The sequence below is a fragment of the Lysinibacillus fusiformis genome, from assembly GCF_002845985.1.
In the GTDB taxonomy this organism is placed as follows: domain Bacteria; phylum Bacillota; class Bacilli; order Bacillales_A; family Planococcaceae; genus Lysinibacillus; species Lysinibacillus fusiformis_D.
This window is the reverse complement of sequence record NZ_PDFK01000003.1, coordinates 799,590-818,181: the sequence shown is the minus strand read 5'-3', so window position 1 is coordinate 818,181 and position 18,592 is coordinate 799,590. Positions and strand designations below refer to the sequence as shown.

Annotated in this window: 13 protein-coding genes; 8 read left to right on the top strand and 5 right to left on the bottom strand. The window is 37.7% G+C overall.

Annotated features, from left to right (window positions below; all coding sequences use genetic code 11):
• Positions 1-245: 245 nt before the first annotated feature.
• A complete protein-coding gene (locus CRI88_RS14570; protein ID WP_058844495.1) occupies positions 246-1,361 on the top strand; it encodes a M20/M25/M40 family metallo-hydrolase in 1,116 nt (371 codons plus the stop codon).
• Between the two features lie 25 nt (positions 1,362-1,386).
• Positions 1,387-1,875 (top strand): chemotaxis protein CheW, encoded by a 489-nt coding sequence (locus CRI88_RS14565; protein WP_036119903.1) that lies wholly within the window; start codon positions 1,387-1,389, stop codon positions 1,873-1,875.
• A gap of 331 nt (positions 1,876-2,206) precedes the next feature.
• Here the strand turns inward: CRI88_RS14565 and nspC are convergent, their stop codons facing one another.
• The 3 genes from nspC to CRI88_RS14550 form a co-directional block, all read right to left on the bottom strand.
• Positions 2,207-3,346, bottom strand: coding sequence for a carboxynorspermidine decarboxylase (gene nspC / locus CRI88_RS14560; RefSeq protein WP_058844496.1), 1,140 nt, complete (start codon positions 3,344-3,346; stop codon positions 2,207-2,209).
• On the bottom strand, positions 3,343-4,572 hold the full coding sequence (locus CRI88_RS14555) for a saccharopine dehydrogenase family protein (protein WP_036119909.1): 1,230 nt from the start codon (positions 4,570-4,572) through the stop codon (positions 3,343-3,345). The genes nspC and CRI88_RS14555 overlap by 4 nt, the downstream gene beginning before the upstream one ends.
• A 392-nt stretch (positions 4,573-4,964) precedes the next feature.
• Positions 4,965-5,171, bottom strand: a complete 207-nt coding sequence (locus CRI88_RS14550; RefSeq protein WP_058844497.1) for a hypothetical protein — start codon at positions 5,169-5,171, stop codon at positions 4,965-4,967.
• 202 nt (positions 5,172-5,373) lie between these two features.
• Between CRI88_RS14550 and CRI88_RS14545 the strand changes: the two genes are divergently transcribed.
• The 3 genes from CRI88_RS14545 (at position 5,374) to CRI88_RS14535 (ending at position 8,673) form a co-directional block, all read left to right on the top strand.
• Positions 5,374-7,092 (top strand): methyl-accepting chemotaxis protein, encoded by a 1,719-nt coding sequence (locus tag CRI88_RS14545; protein ID WP_230593774.1) that lies wholly within the window; start codon positions 5,374-5,376, stop codon positions 7,090-7,092.
• Positions 7,093-7,179: 87 nt separating this feature from the next.
• Positions 7,180-7,923 carry a tetratricopeptide repeat protein gene (locus tag CRI88_RS14540; RefSeq protein ID WP_036119916.1) on the top strand — a complete coding sequence of 248 codons (744 nt, stop codon included), beginning with the start codon at positions 7,180-7,182 and terminating at the stop codon, positions 7,921-7,923.
• A gap of 117 nt (positions 7,924-8,040) precedes the next feature.
• Positions 8,041-8,673, top strand: a complete 633-nt coding sequence (locus CRI88_RS14535) for a LysE family translocator (protein WP_036119920.1) — start codon at positions 8,041-8,043, stop codon at positions 8,671-8,673.
• Between the two features lie 29 nt (positions 8,674-8,702).
• Here CRI88_RS14535 and CRI88_RS14530 read toward each other — a convergent pair whose 3' ends face one another.
• Entirely contained in the window at positions 8,703-9,755 is a 1,053-nt protein-coding gene (locus CRI88_RS14530; protein ID WP_058844498.1) for a Cj0069 family protein, read from the bottom strand.
• A gap of 154 nt (positions 9,756-9,909) precedes the next feature.
• Positions 9,910-10,833 carry a DMT family transporter gene (locus CRI88_RS14525; RefSeq protein ID WP_058844499.1) on the bottom strand — a complete coding sequence of 308 codons (924 nt, stop codon included), beginning with the start codon at positions 10,831-10,833 and terminating at the stop codon, positions 9,910-9,912.
• A gap of 107 nt (positions 10,834-10,940) precedes the next feature.
• Here CRI88_RS14525 and CRI88_RS14520 point away from each other — a divergent pair, with 107 nt between their 5' ends.
• From CRI88_RS14520 to CRI88_RS14510, 3 genes are all read left to right on the top strand, one after another.
• The gene (locus tag CRI88_RS14520) at positions 10,941-11,834 is read left to right on the top strand and encodes an AraC family transcriptional regulator (protein ID WP_058844500.1); all 894 of its coding nucleotides are present in this window, start codon (positions 10,941-10,943) and stop codon (positions 11,832-11,834) included.
• A 99-nt stretch (positions 11,835-11,933) separates the two neighbouring features.
• Positions 11,934-12,962, top strand: a complete 1,029-nt coding sequence (locus CRI88_RS14515) for a beta-carotene 15,15'-monooxygenase (protein ID WP_101966774.1) — start codon at positions 11,934-11,936, stop codon at positions 12,960-12,962.
• A gap of 481 nt (positions 12,963-13,443) precedes the next feature.
• A complete protein-coding gene (locus CRI88_RS14510; protein ID WP_089934718.1) occupies positions 13,444-18,579 on the top strand; it encodes an ATP-binding protein in 5,136 nt (1,711 codons plus the stop codon).
• Positions 18,580-18,592: the final 13 nt, after the last annotated feature.

Below are 18,592 nucleotides of genomic sequence, written 5' to 3'. Positions count from 1 at the left end.
TAGCGTCATAGGTGAGACCCTGGAAAGGACGCTGGCGGAACGGACATCAACCTCTCACCTTGCTAAAGGTTCTTTTTCTGCTATTGGCATCACCTTTTTTCAACAATATGGGAAAGTCTGAGAATTTTTCTCAGACTTTTTAGTTTGGTAGGATTGTTCAATGATTTCAACTCTTCTGACCTTGTGCTAAAATAGTACATATACTATAACGTGGCAAAACACGTAAACTAAGGGAGTTTTACAACATGACAAGTCGTTTAGTAGAAGAGTTTTTTGAGCTCGTTCAAATTGATTCAGAAACAAAACATGAACAAGTAATTGCACCAATTCTTGTAGAAAAATTAACTGCACTTGGTTTTACAGTTATCCAAGACGATGCTCATACGCGTAATGGACATGGAGCAGGTAATATTATTGCTACATTAAAAGGCACATTAGATGTGGAGCCAATTTACTTTACGTCTCATATGGATACAGTTGTTCCAGGGAAAGGTATTAAACCTTCTCTACGTGAAGATGGTTATATCGTATCAGATGGCACGACGATTTTAGGTGCTGACGATAAGGCTGGTCTAGCAGCACTTTTAGAGATGGTAAAATGTTTAAAAGAGCAAAATATTGCACATGGAGATATTGAATTTATTATTACGGCTGGTGAAGAAAGTGGGCTTGTTGGAGCAAAAGAGCTAGATCCAACCATGATTAAGGCGAAATATGGCTTTGCAGTAGACAGTGATGGGAAAGTGGGAGGCATCGTGACTGCAGCACCATTCCAAGCGAAAATTATTGCGAAGATTATTGGCAAAACGGCACATGCAGGGGTGGCTCCTGAAAAGGGTATTTCCGCTATTACAGTGGCATCAAAATGTATCGCTCAAATGAAGCTAGGTCGTTTAGATGAAGAAACGACTGCAAATATTGGACGTTTTGAGGGTGGACAAGCGACGAATATTGTTTGTGATGAAGTGACAATTTTAGCAGAAGCGCGCTCTATTGACCAAGCTAAATTAGATGCACAAACAAAGCATATGAAGGAAACTTTTGAGCAAGTTTCGGCTTCACTAGGCGCACGTGCTGAAGTAGAAGTGAAGCTGATGTATCCAGGATTCCGTGTAACAGAAACAGATAAAGTAGTTCAAGTAGCCATCGCAGCTGCACGCAATATTGATCGTACACCAACATTAGGTATTTCAGGTGGCGGCTCGGATGCGAATGTGATTGCAGGCTTTGGCATTCCTACCGTTAATTTATCAGTTGGCTATGAAGACATTCATACAACAAATGAAAAAATACCAGTAGAAGAATTAGAAAAATTAGCAGATTTACTTGTAGAAATCGTCAAAGAATCGGCGAAAAACTAACAGTCAAATAGAAGGATGTGACCGCATGGAAAGTGTCAAAGCAGTCGTTTTTGCTTGTGGGACAGAGGAATACGCAGTGCCTGTGGAGCAAGCAATTTCAATTGAAAAATTAGAGCATGTAACACCTATCCCTCATTTACCTAATTATCTTTTAGGCTTTACAAGAATTCGTGGTGAGCTTGTACCTGTTCTTGATTTTGAACGAATATTGTACAACCGCTCATCTAATACAGCAACTGCTCGTATTATTGTTTTAAATACAGACGTGGTTAATTATGGATTACTGGTGACAGAAGCTCGAGAAATTCTTGATTTTGATGATTCAGTACTTCAACAATTGGGCCTTGTTAATTACAGTAAAACACGCTACTTTACGGCTGTAGCTAATCTTGAGAACCGTATGATTACTTATGTCGATCCAAAAATATTGGTCAATTCATTAGATGGCATTCGTGAGATTATCGATTATTTACACAAAATGCTTGAAAATGAAAAAGAAAACGTGGAGGCATAGGCACTCTAAGTTTTCTTAGTGTTGAAAAAACAACACAATCACTAGGATTTTGTGTACGGCGAAAAGGCTTGTCGCTGACGCATTGCTTTCGCGCAGAGCAAAACCTAGGGGCTAGCTATTCCACGGGACTCAAGTAGCCTTGTTGTGACTAATCCCTTCACATTTAAATAAAGGCATAAGATAAAGAAAAGACACCTTTGCAACATGGCGGAACGGCTATCAACCTCTCGTCTCACCAAATGTTTATGGACATCGTCTTTTTTCATAGGTTGACAATATGGTCATAATAAAAAGCCCTTCCAGCAAACTGGGAAGGGCTTTTCGTTTGTTATTAAGACAGTCGACCACTGTAGTCTTCAAATTTAAATTCACGAATGACTTTACTGCCTTCTTCATCGTTATAAGAAACGATAGAAGGTAAGTTGACACCATTAAACATATGGTTTTTAACCATAGAATAATGAGCCATATCTGTAAAGACAAGACGATCGCCTGGTTTTAATGGCTGATCAAATGAATAATCACCAATTACATCACCAGCAAGACATGTAAGTCCGCCTAAGCGATACGTATGCGCGAATTCATTTGCTTGACCAGAACCGATAATCATTGGACGGTACGGCATTTCAAGTACATCAGGCATATGACATGTTGCTGACGTATCTAAAATAGCAAGGTCCATGCCATTTTTTTGAATATCAAGTACTGTAGCGACTAAATAGCCTGTATTAAGTGCTACCGCTTCGCCTGGTTCTAAGTAAACAAGCAGGTTGTATTTTTCTTGAATATAGTTAATGATGTTAACAAGTTTTTCGACATCATAATCTGCACGCGTAATATGGTGGCCACCACCGAAGTTTAACCATTTCATTTGATGTAACACATCACCAAATTTTTCTTCTACTACTTCAATAATACGTTCTAACGTGTCGGAATTTTGTTCACACATCGCATGGAAATGTAAGCCATCAATGCCGTCAAGCTGTGATTTATCGAAGTTAGCCAAAGTTGTACCAAGGCGAGAGTTCGTGTAGCAAGGATCGTAAAGTGCTGTTTCAATTTCAGAGTACTCAGGATTCACACGAATACCACATTCAATTGTTTTTCCAGTAGATTTTACTTTCTCTTTGAACTGAGCCCATTGGTTAAATGAGTTAAACACGATGTGATCCACATAGCCTAGAAGCTCGTCCATTTCATGCTCAATATAAGCAGGAGCATAGACGTGTACTTCCTTGCCCATTTTTTCATAGCCTAGACGTGCTTCATGCAAGGAGCTAGCAGTAATACCTGCTAAATATTCCCCAACTAATGGGAATGTTGAATGCATGGAAAAGCCTTTCAGGGCTAGTAAAATGCGGCAGCCTGTACGATCTTGAATTGATTTTAAAAGCTCAAGATTTTTTGTTAATAATCGCTCATCCACTACATAAGAAGGGGATGGAACTTTTGAAAAATCAATTGGTTTCATCGGCTTAATTCCTTTGCATCTAAATCAAGGTCAAGTAATTCTGGGTTATGACTTTCTTGCCATGGTAGACCCCATTTATTTAGTGCATCCATGAATGGATCTGGATTGAAGTCTTCTACATTCCAAACACCTGGTTTACGCCATTCGCCATTCATCACAAGCATAGCACCGATCATAGCTGGTACACCTGTTGTGTAAGAAATCGCTTGAGAACCCACCTCGTTATAGCACTCTTCATGGTCACATACGTTGTAGACATAATACGTTTTTTCTTGCCCATCTTTTAGACCGCGGATGATACAACCGATATTTGTTTTACCTTTTGTACGTGGTCCAAGAGAAGCTGGATCTGGCAATACCGCTTTAAGGAAGTGGATTGGTTGAATCATTTGACCTTCAAATTCGATTGGTTCAATAGATGTCATACCAACGTTTTCTAATACTTTTAAGTGTGTTAAGTATTTTTCAGAGAACGTCATCCAGAAGCGGATTTGTTTTAAACCTTTGATATTTTTTGCAAGTGATTCAAGCTCTTCATGGTATAGAAGATAAATATCTTTTGGTCCGATTTCTGGAAGGTTATACACTTCTTTTTTCTCAAGTGGTGCTGTTTCAACCCACTTGCCTTCTTTCCAGTAACGACCATTCGCTGTAATTTCACGAATGTTAATTTCTGGGTTGAAGTTTGTTGCGAAATGGTAGCCATGATCTCCCGCATTCGCATCCACGATATCAATATAGTGAATTTCATCAAATTCATGTTTTTGAGCATGAGCTGTGAAAACGCCTGTTACACCTGGATCAAAACCGCTACCAAGTAATGCAGTTAAGCCGGCTTTTTCAAACTTCTCTTTATAAGCCCATTGCCATTTATATTCAAATTTTGCCGTTTCAGGTGGCTCGTAGTTTGCAGTATCCACATAGTGCACACCTGTCGCTAAGCAAGCATCCATAATCGTTAAGTCCTGATAAGGTAATGCCACGTTAATCACAACATCTGGTCCGAAAGCTTTAATAAGCTCAATAACCTCTTCTGTATTATCCGCGTCTACCTGTGCAGTATGAATTTTTGTTTTTCCGCCGTCTAGTTTTTCTTTTAGAGCGTCACATTTTGAAACAGTTCTACTTGCGATACAAATTTCCTCAAATACGTCCGAATTTTGAACACACTTGTGTACCACAACACTGGCAACTCCGCCAGCTCCGATAATCAATGCTTTACCCAATTGTCTACCCCCAAGTTCATATAAAGTATTGTCAAACAAGCTGATTATACAGAAAATTGATATACTACTCAATCATTGTTTTAAAAATTTCTACAAAAATTTTTATTTTACTACAATAATTAGACGTAATCAGAGGGGAATACCTCGAGAAAGTAGCTAATTGTGTATGAAAAAAACTAATTTATTGAGCTCATTTGTAGATTTTGTTAGATGAAGTTGTTCAAACTAATCTAGCCTCTCATCATAGAATTTCATGTGCTTTATTTTTCTCACCTTTTGAGCTGTACATAAAAAATCCCTTTCACCCTATAAGGTAAAAGGGATGTACAGCATAATAAAATCAACTGCTTTCAATCGTTTTAGTGTGTCAAAAAAGGCTAATTTTATGCTAATTATTTCAAAAAGCGATTGGGTATCTGTTGTTTTTCTTCTCCCCATATATAAAAGAAAACCACAAGTAATGTACTTAAAAACCCCATCACAAGAGCATACGTACTGAGGGCTACATGCACTTGACTTTGTATAGCATAAATAAAAATAGCTCCTATCGTTAACAAATTTCCTGTAACAAGCGATATAAAATGAAAGCGTTTATTCATAGCAAGCCCTCCTATTAGATGATAAGGTAATGCTCCATGATGAAGAGAGTTCGCTTCAATTATCGCATAATTCAGAACTTTTATCCATCACTTTTATTATATTAGTAATATTAAAGATGCTTTTTAAATACATCTTTTTGTAGTATGATTGAGGAATAATAGGGAATATTCATAGATGATTATTAGAAAGGGGAGAGGATGAATGGTGAAATTACGCAATTCATTAACTTTTCAACTTGGGACGATTATTGCTGGTATTTTAGTGGTGATGCTAGGGATTACGTCGTTCGCTACATACATAACTGCTTACAATAAACTATATGATGCTGCTGGCGTGGAGGCCTATGGTTGTGCCAATATCACAACAGGTTTAATTGATCCAGCATTAATGGACAAGGCCATTCAGGGCGATCAAGATGCACAGGCGCGTATTGGACATGATTTAAACTGGACAACGGGCCATAAGGACATTTTTCAAACGCAATATATTTTAGCACTCGATGGCACATTATTAGCGCTGGATGAACATTTAGCTGAGGAAGGTCTCGCACCTGGCGATTCATTTTATTTAGATAAAGAAGCCATTGATATGTTGCTGACACATAAGCATCCAACATACTCACAGCCCTATAATTTTGCTGGTATGGATCGCTTATCAGGCTATGCACCTATTTTTAAAGACCATGATTCTAGTAAAGAAATCATTGCAATTAGTGTCATCGATTTTGATGCCAATATCGTAAAAGAACGAACGTGGGATGTCGTGCGAAATGGTATCTTAATAAGTATTTTCCCTATGCTTATTGCTTCGATCATTACAGGCTTTTTAATTCGTCGAAAAGTGAAACCGATTAGTGTGCTAATTCAGCAGGCTAAAGAAATTGCGAATGGGAATTTAGCTGTACCTGAAACAAAAATTCATAGTAAGGATGAAGTAGAGGATTTAGCAAATACCTTAAATCGAATGACCGCTAATTTGCAAAATATGATTATGACGATGCGCTCCACTTCTAATACTTTAGCTAATAACTCAGATGAAACCGCTTCCACGTTGCACGATATGAGTAATACGATTCAAGGTGTTGCGAACAATATCGAAGAGGTCACAAGTGCTGTGACGGAAGGGATGCATCATGCTGAAAATGCGACAGATGTTCTGACATCTTTAGCAGAGGACCTTCAAATGATACAGCACAATGCCAATGACAGTGCTGAGAATGCTCGACAAACGATGAAATTAGCAACAGAGGGTGAGCGACTAGCGAAGGATATAAGTAATGATATGGCATTGATTCATAACGGTTCAGGTGAAGTTCGACAAACAGTCGAAAACTTGGTCACATCAGCAACCAAAATACAAACGATTACTACCTCTATTGCTACTATAGCCTCCCAAACGAATTTACTAGCTTTGAATGCTTCCATCGAGGCGGCTAGAGCAGGGGAGCATGGGAAGGGTTTTGCCATTGTTGCTGAGGAAGTACGCAAGCTTGCCGAGCAGTCCAATCAAGAGGTTTTACAAGTCGAACAGCTAATTCAAGACATTATGAAACATGTTCAGCAAGTGATGACATCTACGAATGATAATACGCAATATATCGAAAAAGGCACAGAGACAGTGCGTTTAACCGCGCAATCTTTAGGCAATATTTCCACAGCAGTAGCCACAACGGTAGAAGAAATGATTATGCTTTCTCATGCTATGACCGCTGAAAATGAAAAATCAGCTCGTATTGTTCAAATGATTCAACAATTAACAGAATCCATTAGAGATATAGAAGAAACGATGAATATGATTACGGTAGCAGCACAGCAAACAACAGCAAGTATTGATGAGGTAGCACAAGGTTCTAATGAAACAAATCATATGGCTCATACACTTGAACAGCATGTAAAAGCGTTTAAATTAAAAGAATTGTAGAAAGATTAGGACAAGTTGTCTTTTGCTTCTATTGCGAAGATGGTACACTAGCTATAAGATTTGTCTTTTGTGAAGTGGAGGATTTAAATGGTGGTAAAACAACTGGATGAGCAAGTTCAACAAGTTAATGACTTATTTTTGAGTGGACAGGTAAAGGAAAGCTATCAACTGGCTAAAAGAATAATAATGAATCATGCAGTGGTTGAAGAGGAGGCCTATCAATTCATCCAACAGCATGTGGCCATGCTAGAGGCGAACGGGTATGCGAGTATGCCTCACCCCACTGATGAAAAGGTGAAACAAAGTGTAGAACGCACAGATGGTTCTTATCCAGAACGAGATGTTCTCACGGCTTATATTGGGAGTCAGGATGATGAGCAATTTGGAAAAGTAATCGATGAATTATTAGCAGGGTCTATTGAAGCACAGGCGAATGCTTATTATACAATGGCGGAATACTTTGTTCTTGCTGAAGAACGAGACAAGGCAACAGCACAGTATGCAGAGGCAATCAAATTGCAGCCCAATAAGGCGCTCTATTGGGGAGCTTTTGCCCAGTTTTTGAATCGTCAGGAGGGCAGCCCCTATCTGGCATTACGATTAATTGAAGAAGCTATTCTACTAGATGGGATGAATCCACGTTGGCACTATATTCAAGGCAATATTTTTTTACAGCTAGTAGCAGCGACGAAAAATTTAAGCTATTTACCTGCATTAGAAGAGGCGTGGAACAAAGCTGAAAAACGGTGTAGCGCTAAGCAAGTTGCATTGAAAATGGATCTTGTAAAGTCACGTGATCTGTTAACACAATGGAAAAAGCAAATGCTATAACGATTAAAAACTGTCTAGCAAAACATTAATAATTATTTGATTTTAAGTATATTTATGCTATCATAAAAAGATAAACGGACGTATGAAGCTTATCGATTACATGAAAGAAGTGTTTTTTTGAGTTTATATGTAGCGTATGTATTGGTAGGACTTGCCATTGCCATGCCTGTAGGAGCTATTACTGTAGAAATGACAAAGCAAGGACTCAAAAATGGTTTTATGCATGGCTGGGCTGTAGGGCTTGGTGGCATGACCATTGACATTGTATTAGTTTTTGCTTTATACATGGGACTAGCCTCTATTTTGGCTATGCCGATGGTCCAACTTCCTATGTGGATTATTGGAGCAGGCTTTTTATTCCTGTTAGGCTATGATTCTATCAAGAATGCAGACCATGATATTACATTAGCAGGAGAAAAAGTAACCAAATCGTTTTTTGCCTCTTATTTTAATGGCTTATTGGTCGCAATTTCGCCTGGTAATCTTGTATTTTGGGTCAATGTATTTGGTGTAGTGCTAGCTAAATCTTATGGACAAGGACAGCCGACAAACTTTTTAATTATTGCTGCTGGCGTTCTTAGCGGTATTTTACTCCACGACATCGGTTTGCTGACCATTGTGTCAGTCACTCGAAAAGCTATGAACCGTAAGATGATTAAGACATTTACAATTGTTGCAGGATTCTTATTGATTGGTTTTGCTGGTTATTTTATATATGAATTTATTCAAGCAATTAAGATTTATATATGAAAAGTGCGATCTTCTAGATCGCACTTTTTTTATGGTACCATCAGTGCTGCTTGATGCTTATGGATACAGGCGATAATTTCTTCCGCTACTTCATGCGCTAGCGATAGTTCTGAAGTAAAGCCCACACAGGAGCAATTCATTTCACCTAAAATATAACCATCTTCTCCAGCCTCATTCGTATCTAACATAAAGTCAGCCGTCCAAATCAATGGTAAGTCATAATTGCCTAATAGGTTCGTCACTTGTGGGAGTTGTGCTAAAAAATTTTGTACGAGCTCTTGCCAATCTGCAGGCTGGTCATAGCGATATTGGGCACCTGAGAAGAGTGTGGCGCTAAAGGCATCCTCAGTATCTGCCGGTTTTTTATGTACTACATAAATAGGGCGGTTTCTCAACATGAATAAGCGAATTTCACCTTCTGTAATTCGCGGAAGAAATCGCATATCGATTAACATACCATTCGTCCCTGTAATATACGGCTCACAAAATGTCATGAACTCGCCAAGCTGCCAATATTCAACATGATTATCTTTCGCTTCTGTACATTTGATTTGTGCATCAAGTGGTACTTCAGTGATGCCCTTGGCAAGCGGATTCATCAATTGTACACGCCAAATACCTTCACCCGTTGAACCACGATTTTGCTTCAGAACACGTTCTGTCGAAGCTAAGGAGATAGGGAATTGCGTTTTGAATGCTTCTATAGTGTAGTAGGCATATGTATCATCAGGTACTAAATTCGTTGATGTAAGCTTTGATAGAGCATCTTTCGAGCCGTAGCTAATCATCGCATCAGGATGTGGCATTCCGATAATTCCAGCCTGGCACAGCTCTCGTAGCATGGTAAAATACGCTTCCTCATGCTGTAAGTTACCAGGGTTTATACGCGATACATAGGCAACACCATGTTCCTTCACATAGTCAAAGATTTGCTGTTTTTTTGTGACATCAAAAAATAGCACCTCTGCATCTTGCCCACGTTCCTTTAGGGCATCCACCATCGGTAGGGTGTCTGGGCGATAGCCGTCGGGTCCTTTATCTGTGCCACCCTCAACCTCGAAAAAAATAACTTTTTTATCCATAAAAATACCTCCTTTTGTCTGCTATTAAATTCAGTATAGTAGACAAATCAGGAAAAAAGATAGATGAAATATGTAAATTTTATGTATAAATTTATATATTACTAGTCCTGTTTTAGGAGGTATTTACTATTGTTTTCGGGACATTTTGAATAAGTTACGCTTCAGCCTGTTTTTTCTGAAAGACTGTGAGGTATAAAATCATAAGAAGAATGAGTAATGTGCCTATAAACTGATAGCCCCCAAAGGTAATTTTTAACCACCAGACACTCGTAATAACAGCCATTAATGGTTCAAGGCTTCCTAGTAAGCTTGACTCCTTAGGGGAGAGATAGTGCAAACTAGCAATATAAAACCAAAAAGCGAGCATTGTGCCAAAAATAATGATAAAGAGAAAATAAGCAACAGTGGAAAAGGTCCAATTTGATACATCAATCGCCCAAGGTGGATGGAAAATACTCATTACTGCCCCACCGATAATCATTGACCAGCCAACAACTAGTAATGAATGAAATTGCTGCAAAAGTGGAATCGCATAGAGAGTATAAAAGGCAACTGAAAGCCCTGATAACACGCCCCACAGCACAGCCATAAAAGGAACTGATAAGGTTGAAACGGAGCCATTTGTTAATAATAAAAATGTTCCTACAAGTGTAAGTGTGACGGCAATCCCATCTTGTTTTGTCAATGGATTTTGCCTCGTTAGTAAAAAATAAGCCATGATAAACAGCGGTGCTAAATATTGTAATAAGGTGGCTACTGCAGAATTACCAATCGCGATAGACATCATATAGGTATATTGGACAGCGAGCATGCCGAGTAAACTAAATAAAATTTGTTTAAAAGCATTCTGTTTCGTGCGCCATATGACAAAAATTGAGTCATGACGGTAGGTTATTTTATAAATAGCTAGTAGCAGTAGGCCAGCCAAAAGTAGCCGACTAGATACAAGCCAGCCCACTTCTATATCGTCTTGTTGGAATAACCTTTGGGCAACGGTCCCACCTATTCCCCAAAAACTTGCCCCTAATATAACAAGTAGGAAGCCCATGGTACGATTTCTTTGGATGATTTGATTCATTTGTTCACATCTCCTAAACTATCAATATAAGGTGATTATAAAGGAGAGAATTGCAAATAAATATCGATTTAATCGTATAAAAATATCAATATATTGAGGTGTTAAGGATGCCGTTGACGCATATTAAAATAGCAAAGGATTTACAAGAATTAACGCTGCACGGGACAAAAGAATTTCCCGTTGCCTTGTATGAAACGGTCATGCAATTAGAGAGGTTGGATTTCCTACCACTCCATTGGCATAAGGAAATTCAATTTGTTTATTTAAAAAGTGGACGAGCTCAGTATCGAGTAGGGGGAGATGCATTTATTTTAGAACAAGGGGAGGGGCTCTTTATCAATGCCTCGGTATTGCATGAAGCGAAGCCTTATGAAATTGAACAAGCTTTGATTTATTGTGTCAATGTGGACCCAATGCTGATAGCTGGTCATGAGGGCAGTATCTTTGCCCCAAAATATGTTGAGCCTTATATCACAAAAAATCGAGTGCCTTATGTCAAGCTGACGGGGGAGTTAGCACAGAAAATAGCATCGATTGCAGCATTGATGCGGGAACAAGACGTATTTTTTGAATTAAAGTTTTGGAGAGAGCTCCTATTCATTTGGGAATCGATGCTAACTCAATCCTTGCTGACAGAAGAAATGATGGATCAATCCTCCATCGTACAGCATGAACGAGCAAAAGTAATGTTGGATTTTTTACATGCACATTATCAACAAAAAGTAACGTTAGAAGATTTAGCAAGTCATGTCTATATAAGTCGCGCCGAATGCAGTCGCTTTTTTAAGAAAATAGTGGGTATGACGCCGTTTAGCTATTTATTACAATACCGACTGCGCAAAAGCATAGAATTATTGCGGAATGGTGAGCTATCTATAACCGAAATAGCTGGTGATACAGGCTTTAGTACGGTCAGTTACTATATCGAAAAATTTAAAGAATACACTAGCTACTCGCCACATGTTTACCGTAAAAAGTTTCTAAGTGTGAAAAATAATTGAACATGTTTGGAAAAAGATCATCTTTTATACTCAAAATATATACAAAATTAACCATTTGAAATAAAGTAAAATTAGCAATAAGGAGGGGGATAGGGAAGGATGGTTTTAAAAAGTAAGCAAAATATATGGCTAGGCTTGTTATTAATCGTGTTAGCCAGCAATTATACACTCTATAACACTGGATTGGGTGTATCCATTTTACCAATCGAAACGAATGGGGTTGTCATGGGGTCATTGATCGACTTTATTGTGGTGATGCCCGTATTATGGATGCTTTATAAAGGAAGGTTTTCGTTCAAGCACGCCATTTTATTAGCCGCATCAGGCTGTATTGCCGCACGCTTTATGATTCCCATGGAGCATCTTCAGCCATTTGTGGCTGTGACATGGGCAGGTTTTGTGATGGAATCAGTTATTATTTTATTAGAAATTGTCGTACTAGCAACACTCGTGCGATATTTGCCCCAAATCCTGATGGAAGTGCGTAGGAGTTCATTGCCAGATCTCTTTTCATTTTCAAAAGCTGTAGAAAATCATGTACCCAAGCATGCTATCATTCAGATGATTTGTGCGGATATGCTAGTGCTATATTATGGTTTTGCAAGTTGGAAAAGACAAGAACGTCAGGGCTTAACTTTACATAAAAATTCGAGCTACATCGCTTTTCAGCTCATGATTATTCATGGCATTGCCATTGAAACGATTGGTATTCACTGGTGGCTACACGAAAAATCAATAGTACTTTCCATTGTTTTGCTCCTTTTTAATATGTATTCAGTGATTTTCTTTTTAGCAGATATGCAGGCCATTCGTTTAAATCCTGTTTACGTAACAAATGATACATTGTATTTATCTCTTGGACTAATGAAACGAACTGCCATTCCATTTGCTCAAATTGCAGCAATCGTGGAAGATAAGGAGCAGCTAGAAGGAAAATTATCAAAAGATACGATTGATTTTATAGCCCGTGATTTTGCTGAAGCCTACCCACAATTCATTTTGAAAATGAAAGAGCCTGTAGAAGTGACATTTATGCTAGGAATAAAAAAGCGCTATAATCAAGTAGCCATCAAGGCTGATCAAGTACAAGAGTTTAGACAAATGCTTGAACAAGGAATAACAAAATAACTATCCTAAAACGGGTGCTCCTAATATGCGTGCACCCGTTTTATGAATCGCTCAAAGTAAGTCTGTAAAAGTAAGATGTTCCATTCTATAAAGATGGCTTATGTATAGCCTGTAAAAATAATAATATTATTTAACCAAATTTTAACCTTCGTTTTTTATAGTATTTCATATACAAAAGTAGGAGGAAAGGGAATGTAAAGGTCGTGTCCAAACTAGATAGAGCTTTGTGAAATTTTCTGAGTATTGAATAAAAGGTGAAGAACCTTCAATAGAAAAATAGTATAATAAGCTTATACACTAATATACAATTTCTGGATGTATCTTAAAGATTTACATTCTTGTATACCTCATTTTAATGTGCTTGAAAAACAACCTCGATTTTTGGCATAAATGTATATAAATATAAATAGTGATTTAGTTTCGTTGGATTTCTAATTAACAAATGAAGGTAGTATAACTAGATAGAAGAGGGGGTTCGTTTGTGAATGATTGTATCCTTTTGCAGTCTAATCAAGATTGGCACTTACAAAGAATGTATATGAAGAAATTTAACAATCTGGTACTCGTAAAAAGTATTCATCAAAATTCTGCTGAGACAAGAGCCAAACTGCAATATGAATTTACCTTGTTTTCCAATGAGCAAAATCCTTGGCTATTGAAGCCGATTGCTATGGATTATATAGATAAACAATATGCGATTATCTATGAAAATTTTAATGGTGTGCCCCTAAAGCAACTCGGAAATAACCTTATTTCTTTACATCAATTTCTACTAATAGCGATTGAGCTTGTGAATATTTGTATTAAAATGCAACAAAGTAATTTACTTTATTTGCACCTTCATCCTGATCAAATATTAATCAATCCAAATTCGTTCAAAATAAAATTATTAAGCTCCGAGTTTAGTTCGAAATATGATGCAGAATCGCCAGTTGTAATTGAAAATCCCTATGAAAGACGGGATCAGTTACCTTATTATGCACCTGAACAGACGGGCAGACTTCATTTAGATGTGGATTATCGTACGGATTTATATGCACTTGGTATGATTTTTTACGAAATATTGGGCGGTCAATTACCTTTTCAAGCAAAGGATGCTGTAGATTTAATTTACGAAATCTTAACCAAAAAGCCAGAATCCTTGATGAACCTTCAAAATAGTTGTCATCCTCTCCTTTGGAAGATTATTGACAAGCTTTTAGCTAAAAATCCGGTTGATCGTTATCAAAGTGCAATGGGTTTGAAAGAGGATTTGCTCTTTATCCAACATAGACTTACGGCAAATAAATCACTTGACGACTTCCCACTAGGTCAACAGGATTTACAGTTGAATTCGGGATTGTCTACTAAGCTTTACGGCAGAGAAGAGCAATTTGCAGAGCTTTCCTCTCACTTTTATCAGGTCACAAAAGGTGATAAAAAAATGGTCACTATTTCAGGGCAAGCAGGATATGGAAAATCCAAGCTAGTACAAGAGCTGAAGGGTGAAATTGCGGCGGCAAAGGGCTATTTTATTGCAACGAAGTATGAGCAATTACAATTAGAAAATGACTATACCATTGTGGTTCATCCGTTAAGAAATTTATTGAAATTGGTTTATATGGAAGGTGAAAAATCTGTACAATTATGGAAAAAATTATTCCAGGAAGTCAAATTAGTTGTGACAGATGAGCTTATTCATTTATTACCTGAACTCAAATGGTTTGTGAAGGAAGAAGTAGGCTTTCAAAAGGAGGTTCGTCAAAATACAAAACAGCTCCATTCCTATACGTTTATATCTATTCAAAAAATTTTATTAACATTTGCAATACAAAAGAAACCGGTTGTATGGTTTGTTGATGATTTGCACTGGGCCAATCAGAGTACGCTTGAAATTATGGCACAAATTTATGAGCAGCAACGAGCGGGGTACTTTATGATGATTGGGACATTCCGAGTGAATGAGGACAGCACAGAGGAAAAAAGTGAGCAAAGAACCACTGTTTTTTCCAATTGTCACCATATTCCTTTACCCCTTCTTCAGGAACAACATGTGCAGCAATGGCTTGAGGCATCTTTCAATGCTCAGCCGCAAACGATACAGGTCATTGCTAAACAATTATTTAATTTGACCAAAGGGAATCCACTCTTTGTAAAAGAAGTGTACCGTTCACTCCAGCAAGATAACACGATTTATTTTAATACGACAACAAAAGAGTGGCAGTTTAATCGTCAGAAATTCAATTTATCTCGTTTAAATAACGAGCTACTTGCTTTCATTGAGAATAGAATGGCTAATTTAACGACCGATATCCATGCTATTTTACGACTTGTCGCATGTTTTGGTCAGCGTTTTGAATTTAGTGATGTCTTAAAGCTTGTCTCCCTACCTGCTCAAACATTATTGAAATATTTAGAAACACTTGTGGAAAATGGTTTTATTATTCCGTTAGATGCACATTATAAATGGGCGAGTACATTTGAACATGAAGGAATTTTGCATACATTTTCGACAAAATTCCAATTTGTCCATGATCGTATTCAGCAAGTAGCCTATCAAGAAATTCCGTTACAAAAGCGCATCAAGCTGCATTATCAAATTGGCCAATTACTAACTGAGAATTCTCCAACGATTGCAGACCATGATCGTTTAAACGAAATGGTTATGCATTTTAATTACAGCCGGCAATTATTGACGAGGGAAGAAAAACAGAAGTTGGCTCTCTGGAATTATCAACTAGGAATAGAGGCTAAAAGAATAGGGTTGTTTGATAATGCGCTTAAATTTTTTACAACTAGTAAAGAACTATTAACACCGGATCATTGGATAACTAGGAGAGAACTGTCTGTTAAATTATATGCGAACTTAGGAGAATGTGAATATATTGCAGGGCACTATGAACGCTCTGAAATACATTTAACAGAAGCTTTGCAGCATTCAGAGACAGTGTTAGAAAAGCTGATGATTAATAATTTAAAAACGATATTATATATTGAATCTGATAATCCTAGTATTGGTCTAGAAGCAGGCTTGGCGGGGTTACAAGTTGCAAATTTGAAAATTACGGCAGCTCCTAAAAAATCACAGCTTCTCAAAGAATATCTATTATTAAAATTAGCATTGCGACATATGTCTGACCAGGATTTATTGCAACAATCTGCAACAAATAGTAAGGAAATTGATCTATTAATTCATTTAATTATTAATATGACGGCAAGTGCTTTCCTGTTAAATCCTAACTTAACGGGCATTCTTTTAATGAAAGGCATGCGCCTACAGTTGAAGTATGGTACGACACCGAAAAGTGCCATGGTATTGATTAATTATGCCATGCTTTTAAATGCGGGATTTGGCAATATAAAAGAAGCTGCTCGCTTTGGAAAATTGGCCATCACCGTTGCCGATACGCAAGAGAGTATTTATATCAAAGGACATACTTATTATGTGTATGGGGTGTTTATCAGCCATTGGACAGAGCCGTATGAAGCCAGCATTCAATATATTAACGAGGCTCAACAAAAAAGCCAAGAGCTCGGCTTATATCATTTAGTATCCTCAGCCTCTTGTTTTATTGTCGTTATTCGACTTATTCAGGGGGCTTCCATTCAAGATTTACAGCAGGAAATTAGGCGACAACAAGATGAATTTTCCATACATGCAAGTACTTTATCGATTGATTTTTTAGCTGAAATGGGAGGATGGATGAATGCTCTGCACGATCCACATCATCCTGTACATTGGGGGTACTCCTTTACGATACAGGATCAACCTGCTATTAAAATCATGCATTATTCAGTACGTTTACAAATGTCCTTTTTATTAGGCGATGAAAAGCAAGGAAAAGCGATTTTGATAGACTTAAAGGAATTAAGTAAAGAAACCTATACATTACCGATTTCTACCGTTTATTATTTTTATCGGGCTATGTGGCAATTTCATTTTCTGCAGCGCCTCAATGGTGAAGCACAAGAGCGACACTTATATCTATCTGACATACAGCAAAGCATAAAAAAATTTAAAAAATGGGCCAGTTATTCTCCTGCCAATTACGAGCATCTCTATATCTTATTAATGGCAGAAAATTACCGTTCCAACAACAAAGAAAAAGATGCTGAGCTCTATTATGACCGAGCTATACAATTAGCAAAAATGAATGGCTTTATCCAAGATGTGGCACTTGCTTATGAACGAGCAGCAGACTATTATCGCGCCAAACAGCAAATGAAAACAGCAAGACACTATATATTAAATGGTATTCAAAGCATGCAAGCATGGGGAGCCGAAACGATTGCTAGAAGATGGGAAAGTGATTATCAAGTAAATCGCCAACCAGAAAGTCAGCGTAGACAATCACTCACGTTTGATATGATGACTGTATTTGAGACGACCCAATCTTTTGCAACAGCCATTCGCATGGAGGATCTCCTGCATAACATATTGTTTTCCCTGTTAAAGCATGTAGGGGCAGATAGTGGTTACTTTATTCATAAACAGCAGCAGCAACTACTGGTGTTGGCAAAGGCAGAAGCTGCGGAAAATGCCTTTACGCTGTATGAGCAACAAAAAATAGAGGACTTTAGTGCGAATATGCAGTCTATTATACGCTATGTTCTTAAAAGCAAAGAACATGTGATTATTCAAAATGCTCAAAAGACACAGCATCCTCTTTTATCTTATTCAACGGCGAAATCTATTCTTTGCTTACCGATTGTTCATCAAAATGAAATTATTTCGATTTTATATTTTGAGAATACGTTGCTGACAAATGCCTTCCATCCATCTCATGTCCAGCTTCTGAAAGTCATAGCTGCTCAAATTGCCGTATCTTTTGAAAATGCCAAAATATATGGGGATTTAGAAAAGCGAGTACAGCTACGTACAAAGGAATTGGATGAAACCAATCGGCACTTGAAAAAAATGAATGAACGTTTAGAAAAAAATGAACTGGAACGCAAAAAACTTTTGCATAGTATTTCTCATGAGCTACGTTCCCCACTAACCTCTACTTTAGGATATATAGAATTGATGCTTGAGGGCGTTATCGTGGAGGAAGCGGCTAAAGAGAAATACTTACTAAGAAGTAAGGAAAGGCTACTATCATTAAACAGCTTAATTCAAGACTTGTTTGATTTAGCGAATCTAGAAGCTGGTAGAGCAGAATTTTCTTATACAGAGGTAAAGGCAAAGGAATTATATCAACAAATGGCAAATCGATATAAGGATGACATCAAACGGTCAGGATTAACCTATAGTGCTCACTTTTATGGTCATCAGGAAGCACAGCTACTGATTGATGAGACAAGAATCAACCAGGTGATTGAAAATATGATGACTAATGCGATGAAATATACATCAAGTGGTGGTATTCAATTGTCCATGCATGTGGAGGACAAGCATTTGATTTGTTCGATAGCCGATAGTGGTGTTGGTATTGCTGAGAGGGATTTACCTTTTATCTTTGATAGCTATTATCGAGCTACCCATATCCATGCATCCGATTCACATGGGATCGGATTAGCCATTTGTAAGCAAATTGTGCACCAGCATAATGGCGAAATTTTTGTTGAAAGCATTGAAAATGAAGGAAGCATATTTAGCTTTACATTACCATTAGCGAAAGTATTGGTAAATAGTTAACAAGAGTGATGAG

Bases quoted from the DNA above. Each gene is read 5' to 3' on its own strand.
- CRI88_RS14570 (WP_058844495.1), top strand. From the start codon at position 246: ATGACAAGTCGTTTAGTAGAAGAGTTTTTTGAGCTCGTTCAAATTGAT.
- CRI88_RS14565 (WP_036119903.1), top strand. From the start codon at position 1,387: ATGGAAAGTGTCAAAGCAGTCGTTTTTGCTTGTGGGACAGAGGAATAC.
- nspC (WP_058844496.1), bottom strand. From the start codon at position 3,346: ATGAAACCAATTGATTTTTCAAAAGTTCCATCCCCTTCTTATGTAGTG.
- CRI88_RS14550 (WP_058844497.1), bottom strand. From the start codon at position 5,171: ATGAATAAACGCTTTCATTTTATATCGCTTGTTACAGGAAATTTGTTA.
- CRI88_RS14545 (WP_230593774.1), top strand. From the start codon at position 5,374: ATGGTGAAATTACGCAATTCATTAACTTTTCAACTTGGGACGATTATT.
- CRI88_RS14540 (WP_036119916.1), top strand. From the start codon at position 7,180: ATGGTGGTAAAACAACTGGATGAGCAAGTTCAACAAGTTAATGACTTA.
- CRI88_RS14530 (WP_058844498.1), bottom strand. From the start codon at position 9,755: ATGGATAAAAAAGTTATTTTTTTCGAGGTTGAGGGTGGCACAGATAAA.
- CRI88_RS14525 (WP_058844499.1), bottom strand. From the start codon at position 10,833: ATGAATCAAATCATCCAAAGAAATCGTACCATGGGCTTCCTACTTGTT.
- CRI88_RS14520 (WP_058844500.1), top strand. From the start codon at position 10,941: ATGCCGTTGACGCATATTAAAATAGCAAAGGATTTACAAGAATTAACG.
- CRI88_RS14515 (WP_101966774.1), top strand. From the start codon at position 11,934: ATGGTTTTAAAAAGTAAGCAAAATATATGGCTAGGCTTGTTATTAATC.